This is a genomic window from Nonomuraea antri, assembly GCF_013283785.1.
In the GTDB taxonomy this organism is placed as follows: Bacteria; Actinomycetota; Actinomycetes; order Streptosporangiales; family Streptosporangiaceae; genus Nonomuraea; species Nonomuraea antri.
The window spans coordinates 1-19,621 of sequence record NZ_JABCPZ010000078.1 but is presented as its reverse complement, the minus strand read 5'-3'; the positions used below and the strand labels follow the sequence as shown (position 1 = coordinate 19,621).

The window sequence follows — 19,621 nt, the reverse complement described above, 5'->3', positions numbered from 1 at the left end:
TCAGGACTCAGGGTTGTCGACGCAGAGCGTGACCCCGTTGAAGATGACGTAATCGGGCCGGACGCCAAATGATCCACGGCCGGTGCCGGCCTTTTCGATGGCGAGCTCCACCTGATCTCCGTCTCTTCCTGTCCGGGAGATGGACCAGCCCTTCTCCTCCAGCAGCATTCGGGCCTTCGTCACGATTGCGGGATCGGAGGTTTCGAGCCCGGCGTCGGTCGATATCTCGATCGAGCTACGCAGGCTCGTGTCCTCCGTTCCGTACGGGCCGCCGCACGGCAGATCCTTTCCTCTGATCAGAGGCTTGACCTCGACGTCCGGGATCAGTTCCTCGAGAACCGAGGTGACTTCGCCGATGAGCTTCTGCCGCGACTGTTCCGGCGTCATCGCGCCGCCCTCCTGATTTGCCGCCTGACATCCGGCCAATGCGATCAGTGTCCCCACTCCAAGGGCTGCGGCGAACCTTTTCATGGCGTGAACCTGGGGAGCGGTTCCCGGAAATGCTTCTTGATGATTTCCTCCACTCCGGAGTCTGCCAGGTGGTCGCCGGCGCGAGCAGCCTCGAGGCCGGCGATCACCGGGATGGTGGCGCTGTAGATGGCGACGTGCGCGGCCGCTTTCGCTGAGGCCGCGTGAACGGTCGCCTCGACCTTGGACTTTCCGGCTGCCAATGCCGCATCATAAGCGTTCTCGTACGCGAGATCGCTACCGACCTGCACCAGTTTGTTCTGGAGCTCGCCCGGAGTGACATGGTCGAGCAGATCGTACTTGTGGACGACAGTCGCGATCTTGGCAGCCTCTTGCGGGACAGAGAGATTCGAATCACCGATGACACTCGCCAGCTCGGCACCGAATGCGGCGGCTTTCTCTGGGGGCACTTGAGACACCAGCCACGTGGTGAGGTGGACACTGCTCTGCGCAATGTTTCCAGCGATCGGCCCGCCCTGTTTTTCGCCGACTTGGTGAGCGAGCTTGCTGAGCTCGCTGTCCAGCTCGGTCATGGTGACGTCGTCGTTGATGCCGTGCTTGATGAAGACGGCCTCGGCTCGCCGCGCGATTTCGGCCCAGTCGGCGGGGCTGTCCACTCTGCCGGACAGGACTTCCTGAATGATCGGTTCCAGTTCGGCGCCCAGACGCGGCACCTTTTCAGCTGGGACCTGGGACTTCATCCACGCAATGAACTGCCGGGACTCCTCGGCGCCGGCCTGTTCCTCATCCAGCGTCGTATTGCTGAACGTAAGGCGGTCCGGACGGTTGAAGAGTATCGCCTTGAGGTTTTCGAGTGATGAAGTGTCCGGCAGGTAATACTCGGAGTGCCCCGACGAACCGTCCGCGTTGAGGCGCGTGATGTCCGGGAAGTCGGCGGGATCCTTGCCGTGTCCTTGGGTGTATGACACCCAGTCTCCGGCGGCTCGCAGGTCGTAAACCTTGATTCCCGGGGGTAGGCGGAAGTCGGCGACACTGTTGATGTTGGAGCCGAGGCCAGGGCTCCCCATGAAGGTGACGGTGTCGAACTTCGCGCCCTTCTGGAGCGCCTTGCTGGTGACCAGGGTGCCGTAGCTGTGTGAAAAAAGGTTGACCCTGGCGGCGGGTTTAAGACTCGTCCCGATGCCGGCGCGGAAGTCGGCCAAGTACTGACCGCCGGTGAAGGCGTTACCTGGATCGACCGCATCGGCGACGCCTGGCGGATCGTAACCCAGCCAATTCACGACTGCGGCGCGCTGATCGAAAAGCCCCGTCTTGGGATCCTTGATGAGGTTCTCACCCTCATCGGAGAAGCCGTTGAAGTTGTCCAGGCGATTGCCGGCGCCCGGAACGCGAATCCCCACATGTTCAACGTTCTCCAGGTCGCCGAGGACCTCAGCGATTCGACCATCCCCTGCCGGGTCGAACATGAGGAATTGCCGGGGAACTTTGGCATCGATCGTCTTACCGGTTCGTGGATCCAGCGTCTTTCGTGGTCGAGAGGCCAGGAACGACTGGAGCGCTGATACGCGCTTCTGCTGTCTGGCGTAGTTGGGGTCTGTCTTTGACATGGCGGCGAGCTTGGCCTGTTCTTCGGTCAGGGTCTTGCCGATGCGGATTCGGTTGGCTGCGTACCGGAGTTTCACCGGTACTCCGTCCAGGTTGCCGATCCGGTCTGGGCGGTTGACGGCGAGCCAGCTGCGTTCCGCTGAGCTCAGCGTCTTGAAGTAGTCCCTGACGGCGCGTGCTCGCACTTCCGCTGACGCGTCCTTTGTTCGCTTCAGTACCTCGTTGAGGCCGTTTTCCAGTTCCTTGCCGCGGGCCGTGCTCACTCCGGACGGGGTTGGGAGGCCGAAGGAGGCCAGGGAGGTTGCGGCGGTTTGGGTGGTTCTGCGGAGGAGGTCTTCGCGGCGTCTGGCCACGTCGCCGCGTTGGCCGGTGAGCCAGCGGCCGGCCTGGCCGATGGTCTGGGCGGGGGCGGTGGTCAGGGCGACGATGGCGAGCAGGTGCGACAGTGTTTCCGCGGCGTCCTCCCAGTCGCGTCCGGCCGTGGTGAGCTGTTGTTCCAGGGCTCGCATGAGGTCGGGGTCGCCGCCGACGAAGCCGTTGCCGCCGGATCTGATGGCGCTGGGCGGGTTGCCGAGTACGGGGCGAGAGACGGGGGTGCGGTTCTCGCCGGTCGCGGCGAGGCGCTCGACCTGGTCGAAGGAGGACAGGAAGGCGTGACGTACCAGGCGGGCCTGGGTGGACAGTTCGCCGGCCAGCCGGTTGCCGGCGTCACCGACGAGGGCGCCCTGGCCGAGCAGGGTGAGTGCCTTGTCGGCGGCCGGGGCGTGCTGCTCGGCCAGGCGTGCGATGTGCGGCAGCGCGCTTTGCGCCTCCTCCGCCTGGCCCATGCCCGCTCTCCTCACGCCGCGTCCGCGTGTGGCCTGCCTGCTCGAACCACGTCATGGTGGCAGGCGGTCGCCCTTTCGTCAGGCAGTACGCCGGATCTGGCATGGAGCGTTCAAAGACCGGGGGAGGAATCCGGTCATAGCGATCGGTGAGTGTGGGGGGTGTGTGCGGTCATCGCGTTGGGTCGGCGGGAGTGTCGGGTGGGGGGAGTGTTGGGTCGGCGGAAGTGTCGGGTTGGCGGGAGCGAGGTGCGTTCATGGTGATGGGTAGGCGTGGGTCAGGTGGTCGGTGATGGCGCGGGACGCCTCGGCGGCGTCGCCGGCGCGGATGGCGGCGAGGATGCGTTCATGGTCGGCGCGCAGCACCGGTACGTCGCCCGATTCCGAGAGGTTGGCCGGCGGCCGCTTTGCCGATGTGTCGTCTTGTTGCTGGTGGGTCGGCGTGTCGTCTGGCCGGTTGGTCGGAGTGTTGCTCAGGCGTTCGACTGCCTCCACGGCGTACTTGCGCATCGTGTCCCTGAGTGAGCGCATGATGGCGGCGATGAGCCGGTTGCCGGAGGCGTCCGCGATGGCGCAGTGGAAGGCCGTGTCGTACTCGACGAACTCTTCGGCGCTCGTCGCGGCGTCCATCCCGGCGAGGGCGGAGACGAGCGCGGACGTGTCGGCCTGTGCGGCGGCGGCGCGTTCTGCGGCGAATCGTTCGATCATGAGCCGCGTGTCGATGACCTCGCGCAGCTCCAGCGTGGCCAGGCCCAGGTGGAGCCTGAGCAGGTCGGTCAGCGCGGTCTCCGGACGCGAGGTCAGCACGGCGCCCGCGTCCGGGCCCCGTCCGACCTGGGAGGACACCACGCCCAGCGTCTCCAGCACGCGCATGGCCTCGCGGACGGACGACCGGCTGACGCCGAGTTGCTCGGCGAGGTGGCGTTCGGCGGGGAGGCGGTCGCCGACCGTGAGCCGGTCTTCGGCGATGCGCTGTTCGATCTGCACGAGTACGTCCTCGAACGTGCGGGTTCGCTTGACGGGACGCCAACGGCTGTCGTCCAACGAGGTCTCCCTGATGCTGGCCGGGAAAGGCAGTGTCGGATATGGTCTGACCAACTTGTGGTCTGACCATACCTTGAGAGGAGAGTCGTGCGAGTCGCCCTGTTCGTCACGTGTGTGAACGACACGCTCTTCCCTGGCACCGGCAAGGCCGTGGTGTCGCTGCTGCGCAGGCTGGGGTGTGAGGTGGACTTCCCGGTCGCCCAGACCTGCTGCGGGCAGATGCACGTCAACACGGGCTACCGCGAGGACGGGGTGCGGCTGGCGCGTCACTTCACCGAGGTGTTCGCCGGGTACGACGCGGTCGTGGCGCCGTCGGGCTCGTGTGCCGCGATGGTCCGCGAGCAGTACCCGAAGCTGGTGCGGCCGGGAAGCCGGGGCGCGATGGCCATTGCGGAGGTTGCTCCCCGCGTGTACGAGCTGAGCGAGTTCCTGCTGGACGTCCTGAAGAGAGAAGACGTAGGGGCATATTTCCCGCACCGGGTGACATATCACCCGACATGCCACTCTCTCCGCGGCCTCCGCCTCGCCGACCGGCCCACCAGGCTGCTCCAGCACGTCAAGGGCCTGGAACTGGTCCCGCTCCCGGCGGCCGAGGAGTGTTGCGGCTTCGGCGGCACGTTCGCGGTGAAGAACCCGGCCGTCTCGGCAGCCATGGGCGCCGACAAGGTACGCAATGTCCTCGACACCGGCGCCGAGGTGTTGTGCGCGGCCGACAACTCGTGCCTGATGCATATCGGCGGCACGCTGCGCCGGCAGTGGACCGGCGTCAGGATCATGCACCTGGCGGAGATCCTCGCGACCACGGAGAACACCGCAGCGGAGGTCCTCGCCGCCACGGGGGACACCTCATGAGCGCGACCTTTCTCGGCATGCCGGGAGACTTCCCGAAGAACTCCGCCAAGGCAGTACAGAACTCCCAGCTCCGCTACAACCTCAGGAAAGCCACCCACACCATCCGCGGCAAGCGCGCGAGCGTCGTGCAGGAACTGCCCGACTGGCGGGAACTGCGTGCCGCCGGCAAGGCCATCAAGGACCACACGCTCCGCCATCTCGACACGTACCTGCTCCAACTGGAAGAAGCGGTGACCAGGGCGGGCGGGCACGTCCACTGGGCCAGAGACGCGGACGAAGCCAACCGCATCGTCGCCGGCCTGGTCAAAGCCACCGGCGAGACCGAGGTGGTCAAGGTCAAGTCGATGGCCACCCAGGAGATCGAGCTCAACCAGGCGCTGGCCGCAGAAGGCATCACGGCCTACGAGACGGACCTCGCCGAGCTGATCGTGCAGCTCGGCGACGACCTCCCCAGCCACATCCTGGTCCCGGCGATCCACCGCAACCGGTCGGAGATCCGGGAGATCTTCCTAGACAAGATGCCGGAGGCGCCGCCCGGCCTCAGCGACGAGCCCCGCGAGCTGGCCGAGGCGGCCCGGCTCCACCTGCGCGAACGCTTCCTCAGAAGCAAGGTGGCGATCTCCGGCGCGAACTTCATGGTGGCCGAGACCGGCACGCTGGTGGTGCTGGAATCGGAAGGCAACGGACGTATGTGCCTGACCCTGCCGGAAACGCTCATCAGCGTCGTCGGCATCGAGAAGCTCCTGCCCACCTGGCGGGATCTGGAGGTCTTCCTCCAGCTTCTACCGCGAAGCTCCACAGGCGAGCGGATGAATCCGTACACCAGCATGTGGACCGGCTCGGTGGAAGGCCAGGACTTCCACCTGGTGCTGCTCGACAACGGCCGCACGGACGTGCTCGCCGACGAGGTCGGCCGCCAGGCGCTGCGCTGCATCCGCTGCTCGGCCTGCCTGAACGTCTGCCCGGTCTACGAGCGCGCCGGCGGCCACGCGTACGGCTCGGTCTATCCCGGCCCGATCGGCGCGATCCTGACCCCGCAGCTCAGGGGCATGTCCACGGACCTGGACGCCTCGCTCCCGTACGCCTCCAGCCTCTGCGGCGCCTGCTTCGAGGTGTGCCCGGTCGCCATCGACATCCCCGAGGTGCTGGTCGACCTGCGGGCCAAGGCGCCGCACGGCCCGGCGGAACGGGCCGGGATGAAGGTCGCGGGCTGGATTCTCAACGACCACGTACGCCTCGCCAAGGCCCAGCGCCTGGCCGCCCGCGTCCGCAACCTGGTGCCAAAGCGGCTCCCCGGCCCGGCGGCCGCCTGGACGGACACCAGGGACGTGCCGGAAATCCCGGAAGAGTCCTTCAGGGACTGGTGGGAGCGGACCCAGCGCGGGGGAGGAGCGGAATGAGTGACGCGCGTGCGGAGATCCTGGCCAGAATCAGGAGAGCCGTGGCCGGAGCACCGGAAGTCGGGATCACCCGGACTTACCGGGCCGCGCACCAAGGCGGCGACCTGGTCGGGCTGTTCGCCGAGCGGGTCGATGACTACCGGGCCACGGTGCACGTGATCCCGGCCGCCGACGTGCCTGGGAAGATCGCCGAGCTGGTGGCCGGCCGCCGCATGATCCTCCCCGAGGGCCTCGACCCCCAGTGGCGGGCCAAGGCGGTCGGCATACATGAGGCCGAGCAGGCCGGCCTGCACGAGGCCGGGTCGGCTGGCCTGCACGAGGCTGAGCCAGCCCGCCTGCACGAGGCCGAGCAGGTCGGCCTGCATGAGGCCGACGGCGTGATCACCGGTTGCGCGGTGGCGATCGCGGAAACCGGCACGATCGTGCTCGACTCCGGCCCCGGCCAAGGAACCAGGGCGCAGACGCTCGTACCGGACTACCACCTGTGCGTCGTCCGCGCCGCCCAGATCGTCCCGGGCGTGCCGGAGGCCGTGGCGGCGCTCGACCCGGCCCGCCCGCTCACCTGGATCAGCGGCCCCTCGGCCACCAGCGACATCGAGCTGAACCGGGTCGAAGGCGTGCACGGCCCGAGAACCCTGGAAGTGATCGTCAGTATCTGAGCACGGCGGCCACGTCCGAGACTTGGTCGGTGAACCACAGCTCGGCGTCCGTCATGGCGGTCGCCCTGGCCAGCGCCGAGTCCGCGCGTTCCTTGACCGGCTCGTCCACGCCCCAGCGGCGCAGTTCGGCCGGATCGGTGGAGAGCTGAGCCCCGCCCTCGCCGATCCAGATCTCCTGCGGCAGCTCGCCCGGCGTGAGCACGGCGTGCACCCGGCCGTCCCGCAATGCCTGCGCGACCTGCGACAGCCCGACGGGTCCTGCCGACTCGGCGTGCCGGTCGAGCAGTTCCGCGTGCTTGCGGCCGAGCCAGTCGTCGAGCGCTTTCTCCGCGTCTTCGGCGAACTGTCCGTGGTTGGAGCGGCTGCCGTGTTCGACCATCATCACCCGGTCGGCGGCTTGCGTGCCGAGATGATGCAACAGGTACGAGCGGGACTTCGGCTCGCCGGCGATGATGATCAGCTCGATGCCGAGCCGCCGTACCTGCTCGTCGATCACGTGCGCGACGGCTTCGGCGTTCTTCTCCCAGGAGTCCTCGACGCCGCGCTCGTAGCGCGTCTGCGACCAGCCGCCCTGCGCGGTCTTCTGCAGCGGCCAGTCCTGGGCCTCGATCGTGGCCTTGCGCGGCGACCCGCCGCCGAACACGGTCACCTCGGCGCCCGCGTGATCCATGATGACCCGGATGTGTGGAACGTTCTCACCCCGGTAACGCAGCATCGGCGTCACATGAGGCAGCGGCGCCCACATGCCCAGCTCGTACGGCTGGGTGTCCAGCGACTCGGCCAGCACGACCTCCCCGTGCGTGGCGAAGATCGCCCGCCCGGTCGCGCTCTTCAGCGCCTCGGTCTCCAGGACGTCCATGGTGCCGGGATCGGCATGGTCGAGCTGGTCGCGCACGCTGTGCCAGTGAGTCTCACGCTCAGGACGCGTGATCGCGCCGAGATACACCGACGCGTAGGGCCCGCGACGCTCGTACAACGGCCGGATGAAATCGAGCCGCACCGGTCACCACCTCCGCTTCTCCACACCGAGCCCGAGGGTCTTGGCGACCTCGGCCACGTTGATGTAGCTCCGATCGGGCAGGGAGCTCACCATGTCCGCGATCTCGTCAGGCGCGTCCATGTTCTCCGCATGCTGGAGAAGTTCGTCCTTGGTCGCGGGCCAGTGTGCGTCGCTGAGCCATTTGGCCAGTTCGCTGCGGATATCGACACCGCGCTGCGTGATGCCCTCGGGCGTGCCGGGCTCGTGTCCAGGGGGGTAGGACGACGCCGTCTCCTCGCCGGGAACCGGCATGGCCTCCGGTTCCTTCCACTCCTCGGCATGCGTGGTGCCGCCGCCGCGAACCATGCCCTCCGTTTCGTGCTTCTGCTGGTCGTCCAGCCGAGGACCGTGCTTGTCACTCCCACGTTCCATGGTTCGTCACTCCTCTCAATTGCGCCCCTACCCCCGCTTTCGTGGGCAAACATCGCGAACGTGTACCCTGCCGACGTGTTCGCACCTGACGTGACGATCGCCACCCGGCGGCTCGTCCTGCGCCCGTTCGGCACCGGTGATGCCGATCGCGTCCGATCCGTCGTGAAATCCGGGGTCGCGTTCCTTCCTCCCGGCGCTCCCGCCCGCGCCTCGGGCGTCGCCCAGTGGCTCTCCGACGGGGTGCACGAACTTCGCCGATCCGGTCAGGGCATCCATCTGGCCATGACCGACGCGGACGGGCTCATCCTTGGCGCCATCAGCCTGTTCAAGACCTCCTGGACGGCCGGCACCACCGAGGTCGGCTACGGCGTGCACCCGCTGTACCGCGGCCGCGGATTCGCCACCGAAGCCGTGCGCGGACTGGTGGAGCAGGTGTTCGCCACCACCGACCTGCGCCGGGTCGACCTGACCGCAAACCTGGACAACCTGCCCTCGCTCCGCGTGGCGCAGAAGTCCGGCTTCACCTGGGAAGGCGTGCTGCGGGCCGCGGTCCTGGAGCCGGACGGGCCGCACGACCTGGTCGTCTTCGGCCGGCTGCGCGGCGACAGCGGCGACCCGGGTCCCGCACTGCCCAGGACGGAGCTGCGCACCGAGCGGCTGCTGCTGCGGCCGTACGCGGAATCGGACGCCGCCGACCTGGCGGCGACCGCCGCCGACCCGCTGACCCAGGCGCTCACGGGCATACCGAGCGGCTACACCGAGGAGAACGCGCGGGCGTTCATCGCCGGCTCGGAACACACCAGGACGAGGGGCGCGGGCCTGGCCTGGGCCGTCGAAGAGCTCACCAGCGGACGTTACGTCTCGAACGTGGACCTGCGCGACCTCGACTGGACCAGTGGGACAGCCGAGATCGGCTACATGACCGCCCCCTGGGCCAGGGGGAACGGCTACGCGGGCGAGGCCCTGGCCGAGGTCGTCCGCTGGCTGTTCGGCGCGCAGGGCTTCCGCCGCCTCCAGCTCAGAGCGTCGGTCGCCAACCTGGCTTCGCAGCGGGTCGCGGAGAAGGCCGGATTCGTCCGCGAAGGCGTGGCCAGGGCCGCGCTCGGCGGCGAGGACGTCGTCGTCTACAGCCTCATCCCCGCCGACCTCAGCTGAGGACCCGGCCGATCTCGCTCAGGAGCCCCGCCGATCTCCGCTAAGGACCCTGCCGACCTCACCCGGGCGCCCCGCCGATCTCACCCGAAGGCCCGGAGGGCACGCCGTCCTGACCTTCGAACCCTTTGTGAAACCACCCCGCACCCGTCACCCTGGTGAGTGAGGACGGTGAGCGGACGATGATCACGGTTGTCGGGTGGGACGGATCAGAGCTGTCGGCCAGAGCGGTCGACCGGCTGCACGAAGCGCGGCTGGTCGTCGGCCCCGACGCGCTTCTCGGGCGGCTCAAGCTGACCGCGCAGGTCGCGGCGGACGGCGCCCTGCTGCAGGCCCTCGACGACCACCTCGAACACGGCGAAGGCCCAGCCGTCGTGATCGCCGAGGGTGATCCGGGCTTCTTCGGAGTGGTCCGCACGTTACGCGCGCACGGCATCAAACCGGACGTGCTGCCCGCGACGTCGCTGGTCACGCGCGCTTTCGGTTGTGCCGGGCTCAACTGGGAGGACGCGCTCGTCGTCGCACCGTCCGGCCCGCGCCAGCTCAACCGCGTCGTCAACGCCTGCCGCGCGCACCCCAAGGTGGCGCTGGTGGTCGCGCCCGGCGTGGGCCCCGGCGAGATCGCCAGGGAGCTGGCGCCGACCACGCCCCGCGCGCTCATCGTCTGCGAGGATCTCGGCGGTCCCGATGAACGGGTCACGCACAGCCGCATGGGCGAGGCCACGACCAGGCCGTGGAAGGACCCGGACGTGGTGCTCGTCCTCGACCCGCTTCACCAGGCCAAAGAGCCCGGCTGGGTGGCGGGCGCCCAGCCGGGGCCGCCGGAGTGGGCGCTGCCGTCGCCGACCGGGCTGCCGCCGGAGGTCAGGGCGTTCGTGCTGGCCAAGCTGGGTCCCCGGCTCGGCGACCTGGTCTGGGACGTCGGCGCGGGCGCCGGCGAGATCGCCGTGGAGTGCGCGCGCATGGGCGCGGCCGTGGTGGCCGTGGAGCGCGACGAGGCGTCCTGCGCCCGGCTGCGCGCCCGCGTGCTCGACCACGGCGTCAAGGTCGCGCTCACCCGCGGCCAGGCGCCGCCCGCGCTCGAACCGCTGCCCGACCCCGACGCGGTCTTCGTCGGCGGTGGCGGCGCCGACGTGGTCATGGCCTGCGCAGCCCGCCGTCCGAGAACGCTCGTCTGCGCGCTCAGGAACGTCGAGCAGGTGCCGTCGGTGCTCGACCGGCTGCGCGAGCAGGGATACCACGGCGAAGGCACCCAGATTCTGGCGTCGAAGCTGATCGTCAACCCCGACGGATCGCACCGTTTGACCGCTTCAGACCCGGTTTTCGTGGTCCACGCGACGCCCATGCACGCAGGGTGACCTGTTCCGTACCGCCGCACATCGGTTATCCTCGCGTGACTTTTGTCTAACGCACCGGAGACACCCTCGATGAAGCCGCCGCTCCTGCTGATCGGGCAGGGCTCGAACGATGACGCCTATGCCGCGGAGTTCGGCAGATTCGTGCACAGACTCCGCTGCCGCCTGGAGCGCACCGCCGCCGACGTGTCGGGCGGCTACCTGGAGCGTGCCACGCCGCGCCTGAGCGACTCGGTGGCCTCCCTGGTCGCCAGGGGACACCACCGCCTGGTCGCGCTGCCGCTCAGCCTCAGCAGGGTCGGCGAGGAGTTCCCCGCCGCCATGGCGCTCGAACAGCAGCGCCACCCCACCCTCATGTACGACTACGGCCGCCCGCTCGGCCCCGACCCGCGCGTGCTCGCGCTGCTGGCCGAGCGGCTGAACGAGGCCGCCACCGAGATCGTCAAGCCGCGCCACCTGGAACTGGTCGGTGCCAGGCCCAGGCTGCGCTCGGTCGACTCGCTGCCGGTCGAGGAGCCGCCCAGGCACATCGAGCCGGGCGAGACCGCGGTGGTGCTGGTCGGTGAGGGTTCCACGGACGCGACCGCCAACGCCGAGATCCACCGGGTCTCGCGGTTGTTCTGGGAGACGCACGCCTACGACTACATGACCGTCGAGACGGCGTTCGTGTCGGTCACCCCGCCCGGCGTGCCCGGCGGGCTCGAACGCTGCCGCCGGCTGGGCGCCAAGCGCGTGATCGTGGTGCCGTACCTGCTGTTCGCGGGCGGGATGCTGGAGCGCGTGTGGGCGCAGGCGCTCGCTTACGGCGCCGGGCACCCCGAGCTCGACATCCGCTGCGCCGAGGTGATCGGCGACTGCGAGATCCTGGCCGACGTCGTGATCGACCGCTACGAGGAAGCGCTGCAGCTCGTCCCCTGACCCGTCCGCCACGAGGAAGCGCCGTCCCTTGACCCGTCCGCCACGAGGAAGCGCCGTCCCTTGACCTGTCCGCAACGAGGAAGCGGTCCGGTTCGTCCCTGACCTGTCCCCCCGCAGTCTGGAGGTACGTCCGTGCTCGCCGAGACGCTCGCCGCCATCCGCCCAGCCGACGCCCAGGCGCTCGCAGACGCCCGCGCGCACCAGGATCGCCTCACCAAGCCGCGCGGCTCGCTCGGCGCGCTGGAGGAGGTCGCGGTGCGCCTCGCGGGCGCGGCAGGCGTCAGCCCGCCGCCGATGCCGGCCCCCGCGGCCCTAGCGATCTTCGCCGCCGACCACGGCGTGCACGCCCAGGGCGTGAGCCCGTGGCCGCAGGAGGTCACGGTGCAGATGGTCGCCAACTTCCTGGCCGGCGGCGCGGTCGCCAACGCCTTCGCGGCCCAGACCGGCGCCTCGGTGACGGTCGTCGACGTCGGCGTCGCCGCCGACCTGCCCGACGCGCCCGGCCTGCTCAACCACAAGATCGGGTACGCCACCGCAGACCTGAGCCAGGGCCCGGCGATGACCGTCGACCAGGCGGTCAGAGCGCTCGAAGCCGGGATCGCCGTGGCCGAACGCCTGGTCGCGGACGGGGCGCGCTGCCTGATCACCGGCGACATGGGCATCGCGAACACCACCGCGTCCGCCGCCCTGATCTCGGCCTTCACCGGCAGAGACGCGGCCGAGGTGACGGGCAGGGGCACCGGCATCGACGACGACACGCACGCGCACAAGGTCGCCGTCGTCCGCGCGGCACTGCGCGTCAACGGACTGCCCGGGGACGGGGGCGGACTTCCTGAGACGGAGTCGCGGCCGAGCGAGGCGCTGCGCGCGCTGGCCGCCGTGGGCGGCTTCGAGCACGCCGCGATCGCCGGATTCATCCTGGGCGGCGCGGCCGCCCGCGTGCCGGTCATCCTCGACGGCGTGATCGCCGGCGCCGCCGCGCTGGTGGCCGCCGCGCTCGACCCGGCCGCCGTCGACCACTGCGTGGCCGGGCACCGCTCCGCCGAGCCCGGGCACACCGCCGCGCTGGCGCATCTCGGGCTGCGGCCCCTGGTGGAGCTGGAACTGCGGCTGGGCGAGGGCACCGGCGGCCTGCTCGCGCATCCGCTGGTGTGCTCGGCCGTACGCGTGATGCACGACGTGGCCACGTTCGATTCGGCGGGAGTGACGGAAAAGCCCGTGTGATGATGGGGACACGGAAACCAGTGCGTGAGGTGGAACGTGTCCCGATACGGCGCGATGTTCGGCCCCGACATCACCTTCCTCGGCGTCGACAGGTGCGACCTGGCTGACCCGGCCGGCTTCGAGGGCGCCGACGTCGTGATCGTCGGTGCGCCGTTCGACGGCGGCACCAGCAACCGTCCCGGCGCCAGGTTCGGCCCGATGGCCCTGCGCCAGGCCTGCTACCTGCCCCACGACGGCTCCAGGCCCAGCCTCGCGCTGCGCGTGGACGGGCTGCGCGACCTGCGCGTGCTCGACGCGGGCGACGTCGAGTGCTACTCGGGCGACGTGGAGGGCTCCATCGCCGCGATCGAGGAGGCCGTGCACCGCATCGCGGCCTCCGGTGCGGTGCCCGTGGTGCTCGGCGGCGACCACACGGTGGCGCTGCCCGACGCGCGCGGCACGGCCAGGGCGTACGCGCCGGGGCGCACCTCGATGATCCACTTCGACGCGCACGCCGACACCGGGAACATCTCCTTCGGCCACCTGTACGGGCACGGCCAGCCGATGCGCAGGCTCATCGAGTCCGGCGCGATCAGGGGAGACAGGTTCCTGCAGATCGGGCTGCGCGGCTACTGGCCGGAGCCCGAGACGCTCGGCTGGATGGCGCGGCAGCGCATGCGCTCGTACGAGATGACCGAGATCGTCGCGCGCGGCCTGGAGGAGTGCCTGACCGAGGCGTTCGAGATCGCCCTCGACGACTGCGACCAGATCTTCCTGTCCGTGGACATCGACGTCTGCGACCCCGGCCACGCGCCGGGCACCGGAACCCCCGAGCCCGGCGGGCTGTCCGCCAGGGAACTGCTCGACGCGGTCCGGCGCATCTGTTACGAGCTGCCGGTGGCCGGGATGGAGGTCGTCGAGGTGGCGCCGCCCTACGATCACTCGGACATCACCGCGTTCCTCGGGAACCGGGTTATCCTGGAGGCGCTCTCGGCGATGGCCAGACGCCGCAAAGACGCCAATGGCGGGCCTCGCTGGAATCCGCATCAGCCGCTGCTCGACGGCCGTTGACTCATGCGCAGCAAACGACGCATTCAGAGCCGGTAGGTTTGCCTCGTAACACAAACCTTCGCGAACGGGAGAATCCCCCCATGGGTCCCTACCTCCTCGGCCTGCGGCTTTCCGGCCGCCGGGTCCTCGTCGTTGGCGGCGGCCGGGTCGCCCAGCGGCGCGTTCCCGCGCTGCTAGAGGCCGGTGCGGAGGTCACCGTCGTGTCCCCGTCCGTCACCCCGGCGCTCGACGACCTGATCGCGAGCGGCCGGATCACCTGGCACGCCCGCCCGTACGAGGTGGGCGACTGCGACGGCGCCTGGCTCGTCCAGGCCTGCACCGACGACAGGTCGGTCAACACCGCGGTCGCCGCCGAGGCCGAGGCCAAGCGGGTCTGGTGCGTGCGCGCCGACGACAAGGACGCCTCCGCCGCCTGGACCCCCGCCTCCGGCCGCGTCGACGAGATCAGCGTGGCCGTCACCGCGGGCGGCGATCCGCGGCGGGCGGCCGGCATCCGCGACGCCGTCGTCGGCGCGCTGCGCGACGGCACGGTCGACGCGCGCCGCAGCCGCACCAAGCCGGTCGGCGTCGCCCTGGTCGGCGGCGGTCCCGGCGACCCCGGGCTGATCACCGTGCGCGGCCGTCAGCTCCTCGCCCAGGCCGACGTCGTGATCGCCGACCGCCTCGCGCCGCGCGCCCTGCTCGACGAGCTCGCGCCCGACGTCGAGCTGATCGACGCCGCCAAGGTCCCGTACGGCAGGTCGCTGTCGCAGGAGTCGATCAACGAGCTGCTGGTCGACCGGGCCAGGCAGGGCAAGTTCGTGGTCAGGCTCAAGGGCGGCGACCCGTTCGTGTTCGGACGGGGCGGCGAAGAGATGATCGCCTGCGCTCACGCGGGCATCCCCGTGCTGGTGGTGCCCGGCATCACCAGCGCCGTCGCCGTGCCGGCCGTGGCCGGGGTGCCGGTGACGCACCGCGGCGTCAGCCAGGAGTTCCACGTCATATCCGTGCACGTGGCGCCGGACGATCCGCGATCGACCGTCGACTGGCCCGGCCTGGCCCGGTCGCAGGGCACACTCGTGCTCCTGATGGCCGTCGAACGCCTGGCGAAGGTGGCCGAAGCCCTGCTTCGAGACGGACGTTCCCCGGAGACTCCCGTAATGGTGGTACAGGACGGTACCCTTCCGACCCAGCGGGCGGTCATCGCTTCGCTGTCCACCGTGGCCGACCGCGTGTCCGCGGCTGGGATACGGCCACCGGCGATCGTCGTCGTCGGCGATGTCGTCAGGGTCGGCCAGGAGGTCGAGATGGTTCGAGCGGAGCGCTTGCCGTGAACACGGCCATGGATGATGGGCGGCAGGAGTCCCTGGGGGAGCAGACGTTGAGCTTCCACGCGGTGACCGACGAGGACCTGGTCGAGAAGGACGAGGTCCAGGACGACCATGCCGCCGAGACGGACACGGACGAGTCCGTGGACACCGACGTGCCTGCGGATGCCGACGGGTCTGAGGATGAGGCGGATGCGGTGACCGGCGAGGACGCGGCTGCCGACGGTCCTGAACCGGCCGCGTCCGACGACTCCTCCGGGGAGGAACCGTCGGAAGAGGAACCGGCCGAGGAGGAACCCGCTGCGGACGAGCCCTCCGAGGAGCCCTCCGACGAGGTGGAAGACGTCGCGGAGGAGCCTGAGGACTCCGAGGGCGCAGAAGACGCCGAGGACATCGACGGCTCCGAGGAATCTGAGGATGCCGACGGCTCCGAAGACGAGATGTCCTCCGCCGAAGCCGAAGCCGAATCAGTGGAAGCGGAGGAGGCCGAGCAGGAGTCGGAGCAGCCGGAATCGCCCGCTGAGGCTCCGTCCGCTGAGGAGGAGCTGCCCGCCGAGGCCGCCCAGGCGCTGATGGCGGCGCTCGACGCCCTCCGCGAAAGCGTCTACGACCTGCGCTTCGGCCTCGACCTCCCAGGCGCGGACGAAGCCCGGCAAACCCGGTCCGACCTGCTGGCCCAGCTGCAGGACTACGTGCTGCCCCGGGTGCGGATGAACACCGCTCCCGCGCTCATCGTGGTCGCCGGCTCCACCGGCGCGGGCAAGTCCACGCTGGTCAACTCGCTGGCCGAGAAGAATGTCTCGCGTACCGGCGTGCGCCGTCCGACGACGGGCATCCCCGTCCTCGTCTGCCACCCGGAAGACGAGAAGTGGTTCGCGGAAGGCGAACTGCTCGGCGGCCTCGAACGGCTCGAACGGCCCTCGCCCGACGCCGACCGGCGCAGCCTGGTCGTGCTCGCCACCGAGAAGCTGCCGCAGGGCGTCGCGCTGCTCGACACCCCGGACATCGACTCGGTCGTCGAGGAGCACCACGAGATCGCGCACCGCATGCTCGACGCGGCCGACCTGTGGATTTTCGTCACCACCGCCGCCCGCTACGCCGACGCCCCCGCCTGGAACCTGCTCAGGCTGGCCAAGGAGCGCGGCGCGCGGCTCGCCATCGTCTTGTCGCGGGTGCCGCCCAGGTCGCGCGAGGTGGTGCTGAAGCACTTCGTCCGCATGCTGACCGAATACGGCCTGGGCGAGATCGACCGGTTCGTCATCCACGAGGCCGAGGTCAAGGACGGCAGGCTGCCCGACAGCGAGGTCACCGACCTGCGGCTGTGGCTGGCCGAGCTCTCGGTCGACGAGGAGCGGCGGGCGCAGGCCGTGCGAGAGACGCTGAACGGCGTGCTCAACAGCTTCCGCACCCGGGTCCCCGCGCTGGCCAAGCACCTCGAGAGCCAGGTCGCGTTCCGCGCCGAGCTGCGCAACGACGTGGAGGCCGCCTATCTGGGCGCGCTGGCCGAGGTCGACCGGGCGTCCAAGAACGGTTCGCTGCTGCAGGGCGAGGCGCTCGCGCGCTGGCAGGACTTCGCCGGCTCCGGCGACCTCATGCGGACGCTGCAAGTACGCAAACGCGGCAAGGCGGCCAAGCAGACCCCCGAACGCATCCTGGCTTTCAAGGCGGCGATCCGCGCCGGCCTGGAGTCCGTGATCGTGGCGGCGGCCACGATGGCGTCCGAGGAGGTGGTGGCGCGCTGGCGGCACCGCTCCGAAGTGGGCGCGAAGCTGGGCGAAGGGCTCGAACGTCCCTCAGACCACCTGCTGCGGCACGCCGGCCGGGCCATCGCGTCCTGGCAGGAGCACCTCGGCGAGCTGGTCCGCACGGAGGGTGTGGCCAAGCGCTCGGTGTCCAAGCTGGTGTCGTTCGACCCCGAGTCGCTTTCGCTGATCTTCATGGTCGCGATGTTCAGCGGGGGCACGGCGGAAGGCGTCCCGCACCGGCTGGTCAACGCGCTGCTCGGCGCCGAGTCGCTGCGGGCCATCGGAGCCAAGGCGCTCAGTGACCTGAGAGCCAGGATCGGCATGCTGTTCGACGAGGAATCCATGCGTTACGTGCAAGCGCTCGACTCAGCGGGCATCCCGGACGAGTCCGTCGCGACCCGCCTCTACCAGGCCACGTACAACCTCGAGGTCGCACGATGACCACCATGATGCACAGGCCCGGGCTCGCACCGCGGCTGTCAGCGCTCACCAAGGTCGTGGAGTTCGGCCCGGGGCGGCTCGACGAGAAGCTGCTCAACGAGGCCAACGCGCTGCTGCTGCGCGCCGGTGACCGGCTCAAGCTGTCGTCCGAGCACACCGTGGTGGCTCTGGCGGGCGGCACGGGCAGCGGCAAGTCGTCCCTGTTCAACGCGATCTCCGGGCTCGAACTGTCGCCGACCGGCGTGCGCAGGCCCACCACCGCACGTACCCACGCCTGCGTGTGGGGGCTGGAAGGCGCGCAGCCGCTGCTCGACTGGCTGCACATCCAAGGACGCCACCGCTTCTCGCGCGCCAGCGCCCTCGACAAGGGCGACAGCCAGCTGCACGGACTGATCCTGCTCGACCTGCCCGACCACGACTCGATCAGGGCGCTCACTGACACCGAGGCCGACCGGCTCATCGGCCTGGCCGACCTCGTGGTGTGGGTGCTCGACCCGCAGAAGTACGCCGACGCCTCCACGCACCGCCGCTACGTCACCGAGCTGGCCGGGCACGAGGCGGTCACCGTGTTCGCGCTCAACCAGGCCGACAGGCTGACCGCGGAAGAGTTGGCCGAGCTGGTCATCGACCTCAACGACCTGCTGCGCCGCGAGGGCGTCGAGCACCCCAGCGTGGTGCCCACGTCCGCCGTCACCGGGCGCGGCATCGAGAGCCTCAAGAGCGTCATCGCCACCGCCGTCTCCAAGCGCCGGGCCGCCATCCAGAAGCTGGAGGCCGACCTGCACCGGCTGGAGCAGCGGCTCGGCCAGACCATGCCGCTGGGCGAGGCGCTGCTCGCGCCGTCGTCCGTGGACGAGGCCCGCAGGATGGGCCTGACCGACGCGCTGTGCGACGCGGTGGGCGTCCCGGCCGTCGGCGAGGCCATGGAGAACGTCTACGCCGAACGCTCGCAGCAGTGGGTCGGCTGGCCGTACCCGCGGTGGATCTCCAAGTTCCGCACGGACCCGCTCAAAAGCCTCCGCCTGGAAGACGTGGGCGACGAGATCCGCGGCATCACCACCGGCGCGGTCAGCGCGCAGTCGGCCGAGGTGGCCAACGCCGTGCAGGCGCTCGCCGACGGGCTGTCGGCCGGGATGCACCCGGTCTGGCGTACCGCGGTGCACCAGGCGGCCAGATCGCGGGCCGGCCAGTTGCCGAAGACCCTGACCGAGGAGCTCACCGAGGTCGCACCGCAGCTCGACCGGGTGCCCGGCTGGTGGCGGGTGCTCAAGGTATGGCAGTACGTGCTCGTGCTGGCCTTCGCCGCCGGACTCGTCTGGCTGGCGGTCGGCCTGACGATGCCCGGGCAGCTGCCGCCCGCACTCCAACTGCTCGGCGACAGCGCGGCGCTGCCCTGGGTCGGGCTCATGATGGCCTCCGTGCTCGGGCTCGGGGTGCTGTCGGGGATCGCATCCAGGAACTTCGTCGAGCTGGGGGCGTCCAGGGAGCGGGAGCGGCTGGAACGGGAGATGCGGCGCCGGGTCGCGACGGTGGCGGCGTCGATGGTCGTCGAGCCGGTCGAACGCGAACTCGGCCGCCACTACGCCTTCTACACCGCCATCCGCGACTTGTCCGGCTGAACGCAGCCCGTTCGCAGGAGGTTTTCCACAGGAGACGGCGCCCCTCGGCCCGTCGTCCACAGAACCCCGTTCGCCCGCCGTCGGCGCGGACCGGATGCGGCACCGTGTTCCCAGATCGCGGGCACCCGGCCCGCCGCACGGGAGGCAACGGGATGAACGACATCTACATCACGCTCACCGGAAACATCGCCTCGGAGCCGCGGCAATACAGCTTCGACGACGGCACCAAGGTCACCTCGCTCAGAGTGCTGACCACCCACCGCTACTTCGACAAGAAGACCGGCCAGTGGACCGAGGGGGAGAAGGTCTGCTTCACGGTGCGTTGCTGGCGTTCCCTGGCCGACAACGTGGCCCATTCCGTCCGTACGGGGCAGCCGGTGGTGGTGTCGGGCAGGCTCCGCATCCGCGAGTTCGGCCCCGAGGGCGACCGGCGCTTCATGCCCGAGGTGGAGGCCAGCGCCGTCGGCCACGACCTGCGGTGGGGCACGGGGGTCTTCACCAAGCCGGAGCGGTCGGGTGGCGGGGTGGCGATGAGCAAGGAGATGCGCGACCGCCTCGACGCCGAAACCCAGGACTGGGCCCTGGG

Annotated in this window: 17 protein-coding genes; 12 read left to right on the top strand and 5 right to left on the bottom strand. The window is 70.0% G+C overall.

Annotated features, from left to right (window positions below):
• The 3 genes from HII36_RS24875 to HII36_RS24865 all read right to left on the bottom strand — a co-directional run bounded on the left by HII36_RS24875 (position 1) and on the right by HII36_RS24865 (position 3,902).
• Entirely contained in the window at positions 1–471 is a 471-nt protein-coding gene (locus HII36_RS24875) for a hypothetical protein (protein WP_173525646.1), read from the bottom strand.
• Positions 468–2,861 carry an alpha/beta hydrolase gene (locus HII36_RS24870; protein ID WP_173525645.1) on the bottom strand — a complete coding sequence of 798 codons (2,394 nt, stop codon included), beginning with the start codon at positions 2,859–2,861 and terminating at the stop codon, positions 468–470. Before HII36_RS24870 ends, HII36_RS24875 begins: the two co-directional genes overlap by 4 nt.
• Before the next feature lie 252 nt (positions 2,862–3,113).
• Positions 3,114–3,902: a FadR/GntR family transcriptional regulator gene (locus HII36_RS24865; protein WP_173525644.1), complete on the bottom strand. Its 789-nt coding sequence runs from the start codon at positions 3,900–3,902 to the stop codon at positions 3,114–3,116.
• Between the two features lie 87 nt (positions 3,903–3,989).
• Here HII36_RS24865 and HII36_RS24860 point away from each other — a divergent pair, with 87 nt between their 5' ends.
• From HII36_RS24860 to HII36_RS24850, 3 genes are read left to right on the top strand one after another with little or no spacing between them, the layout of a single operon-like run.
• Positions 3,990–4,754 carry a (Fe-S)-binding protein gene (locus tag HII36_RS24860; protein ID WP_173525643.1) on the top strand — a complete coding sequence of 255 codons (765 nt, stop codon included), beginning with the start codon at positions 3,990–3,992 and terminating at the stop codon, positions 4,752–4,754.
• A complete protein-coding gene (locus HII36_RS24855; protein ID WP_173525642.1) occupies positions 4,751–6,154 on the top strand; it encodes a lactate utilization protein B in 1,404 nt (467 codons plus the stop codon). Before HII36_RS24860 ends, HII36_RS24855 begins: the two co-directional genes overlap by 4 nt.
• Positions 6,151–6,813, top strand: coding sequence for a LutC/YkgG family protein (locus tag HII36_RS24850; RefSeq protein ID WP_173525641.1), 663 nt, complete (start codon positions 6,151–6,153; stop codon positions 6,811–6,813). Before HII36_RS24855 ends, HII36_RS24850 begins: the two co-directional genes overlap by 4 nt.
• Here the strand turns inward: HII36_RS24850 and HII36_RS24845 are convergent.
• Both HII36_RS24845 and HII36_RS24840 read right to left on the bottom strand, forming a co-directional pair.
• The gene (locus tag HII36_RS24845) at positions 6,803–7,813 is read right to left on the bottom strand and encodes a baeRF2 domain-containing protein (protein WP_173525640.1); all 1,011 of its coding nucleotides are present in this window, start codon (positions 7,811–7,813) and stop codon (positions 6,803–6,805) included. The genes HII36_RS24850 and HII36_RS24845 overlap by 11 nt on opposite strands.
• 3 nt (positions 7,814–7,816) lie before the next feature.
• Positions 7,817–8,224 (bottom strand): DUF2795 domain-containing protein, encoded by a 408-nt coding sequence (locus HII36_RS24840; RefSeq protein ID WP_173525639.1) that lies wholly within the window; start codon positions 8,222–8,224, stop codon positions 7,817–7,819.
• 75 nt (positions 8,225–8,299) lie between these two features.
• Between HII36_RS24840 and HII36_RS24835 the strand changes: the two genes are divergently transcribed.
• The 9 genes from HII36_RS24835 to HII36_RS24795 form a co-directional block, all read left to right on the top strand.
• Entirely contained in the window at positions 8,300–9,379 is a 1,080-nt protein-coding gene (locus tag HII36_RS24835; RefSeq protein ID WP_173525638.1) for a GNAT family N-acetyltransferase, read from the top strand.
• Positions 9,380–9,558: 179 nt separating this feature from the next.
• The gene (locus HII36_RS24830; RefSeq protein WP_173525637.1) at positions 9,559–10,734 is read left to right on the top strand and encodes a bifunctional cobalt-precorrin-7 (C(5))-methyltransferase/cobalt-precorrin-6B (C(15))-methyltransferase; all 1,176 of its coding nucleotides are present in this window, start codon (positions 9,559–9,561) and stop codon (positions 10,732–10,734) included.
• 69 nt (positions 10,735–10,803) lie between these two features.
• Complete coding sequence (locus HII36_RS24825; RefSeq protein WP_173525636.1) at positions 10,804–11,649, top strand: sirohydrochlorin chelatase; 846 nt, start codon at positions 10,804–10,806, stop codon at positions 11,647–11,649.
• Between the two features lie 132 nt (positions 11,650–11,781).
• On the top strand, positions 11,782–12,873 hold the full coding sequence (gene cobT / locus HII36_RS24820) for a nicotinate-nucleotide--dimethylbenzimidazole phosphoribosyltransferase (protein WP_173525635.1): 1,092 nt from the start codon (positions 11,782–11,784) through the stop codon (positions 12,871–12,873).
• Positions 12,874–12,909: 36 nt separating this feature from the next.
• Complete coding sequence (speB, locus tag HII36_RS24815; protein ID WP_173525634.1) at positions 12,910–13,923, top strand: agmatinase; 1,014 nt, start codon at positions 12,910–12,912, stop codon at positions 13,921–13,923.
• Between the two features lie 80 nt (positions 13,924–14,003).
• Entirely contained in the window at positions 14,004–15,236 is a 1,233-nt protein-coding gene (gene cobA / locus HII36_RS24810) for a uroporphyrinogen-III C-methyltransferase (RefSeq protein WP_173525633.1), read from the top strand.
• Entirely contained in the window at positions 15,233–17,416 is a 2,184-nt protein-coding gene (locus tag HII36_RS24805) for a dynamin family protein (RefSeq protein WP_328807866.1), read from the top strand. Before cobA ends, HII36_RS24805 begins: the two co-directional genes overlap by 4 nt.
• 5 nt (positions 17,417–17,421) lie before the next feature.
• Positions 17,422–19,035, top strand: coding sequence for a YfjP family GTPase (locus HII36_RS24800; protein WP_236003838.1), 1,614 nt, complete (start codon positions 17,422–17,424; stop codon positions 19,033–19,035).
• 152 nt (positions 19,036–19,187) lie between these two features.
• On the top strand, positions 19,188–19,621 hold a 434-nt coding region (locus HII36_RS24795; protein ID WP_173525631.1), incomplete at its 3' end, for a single-stranded DNA-binding protein.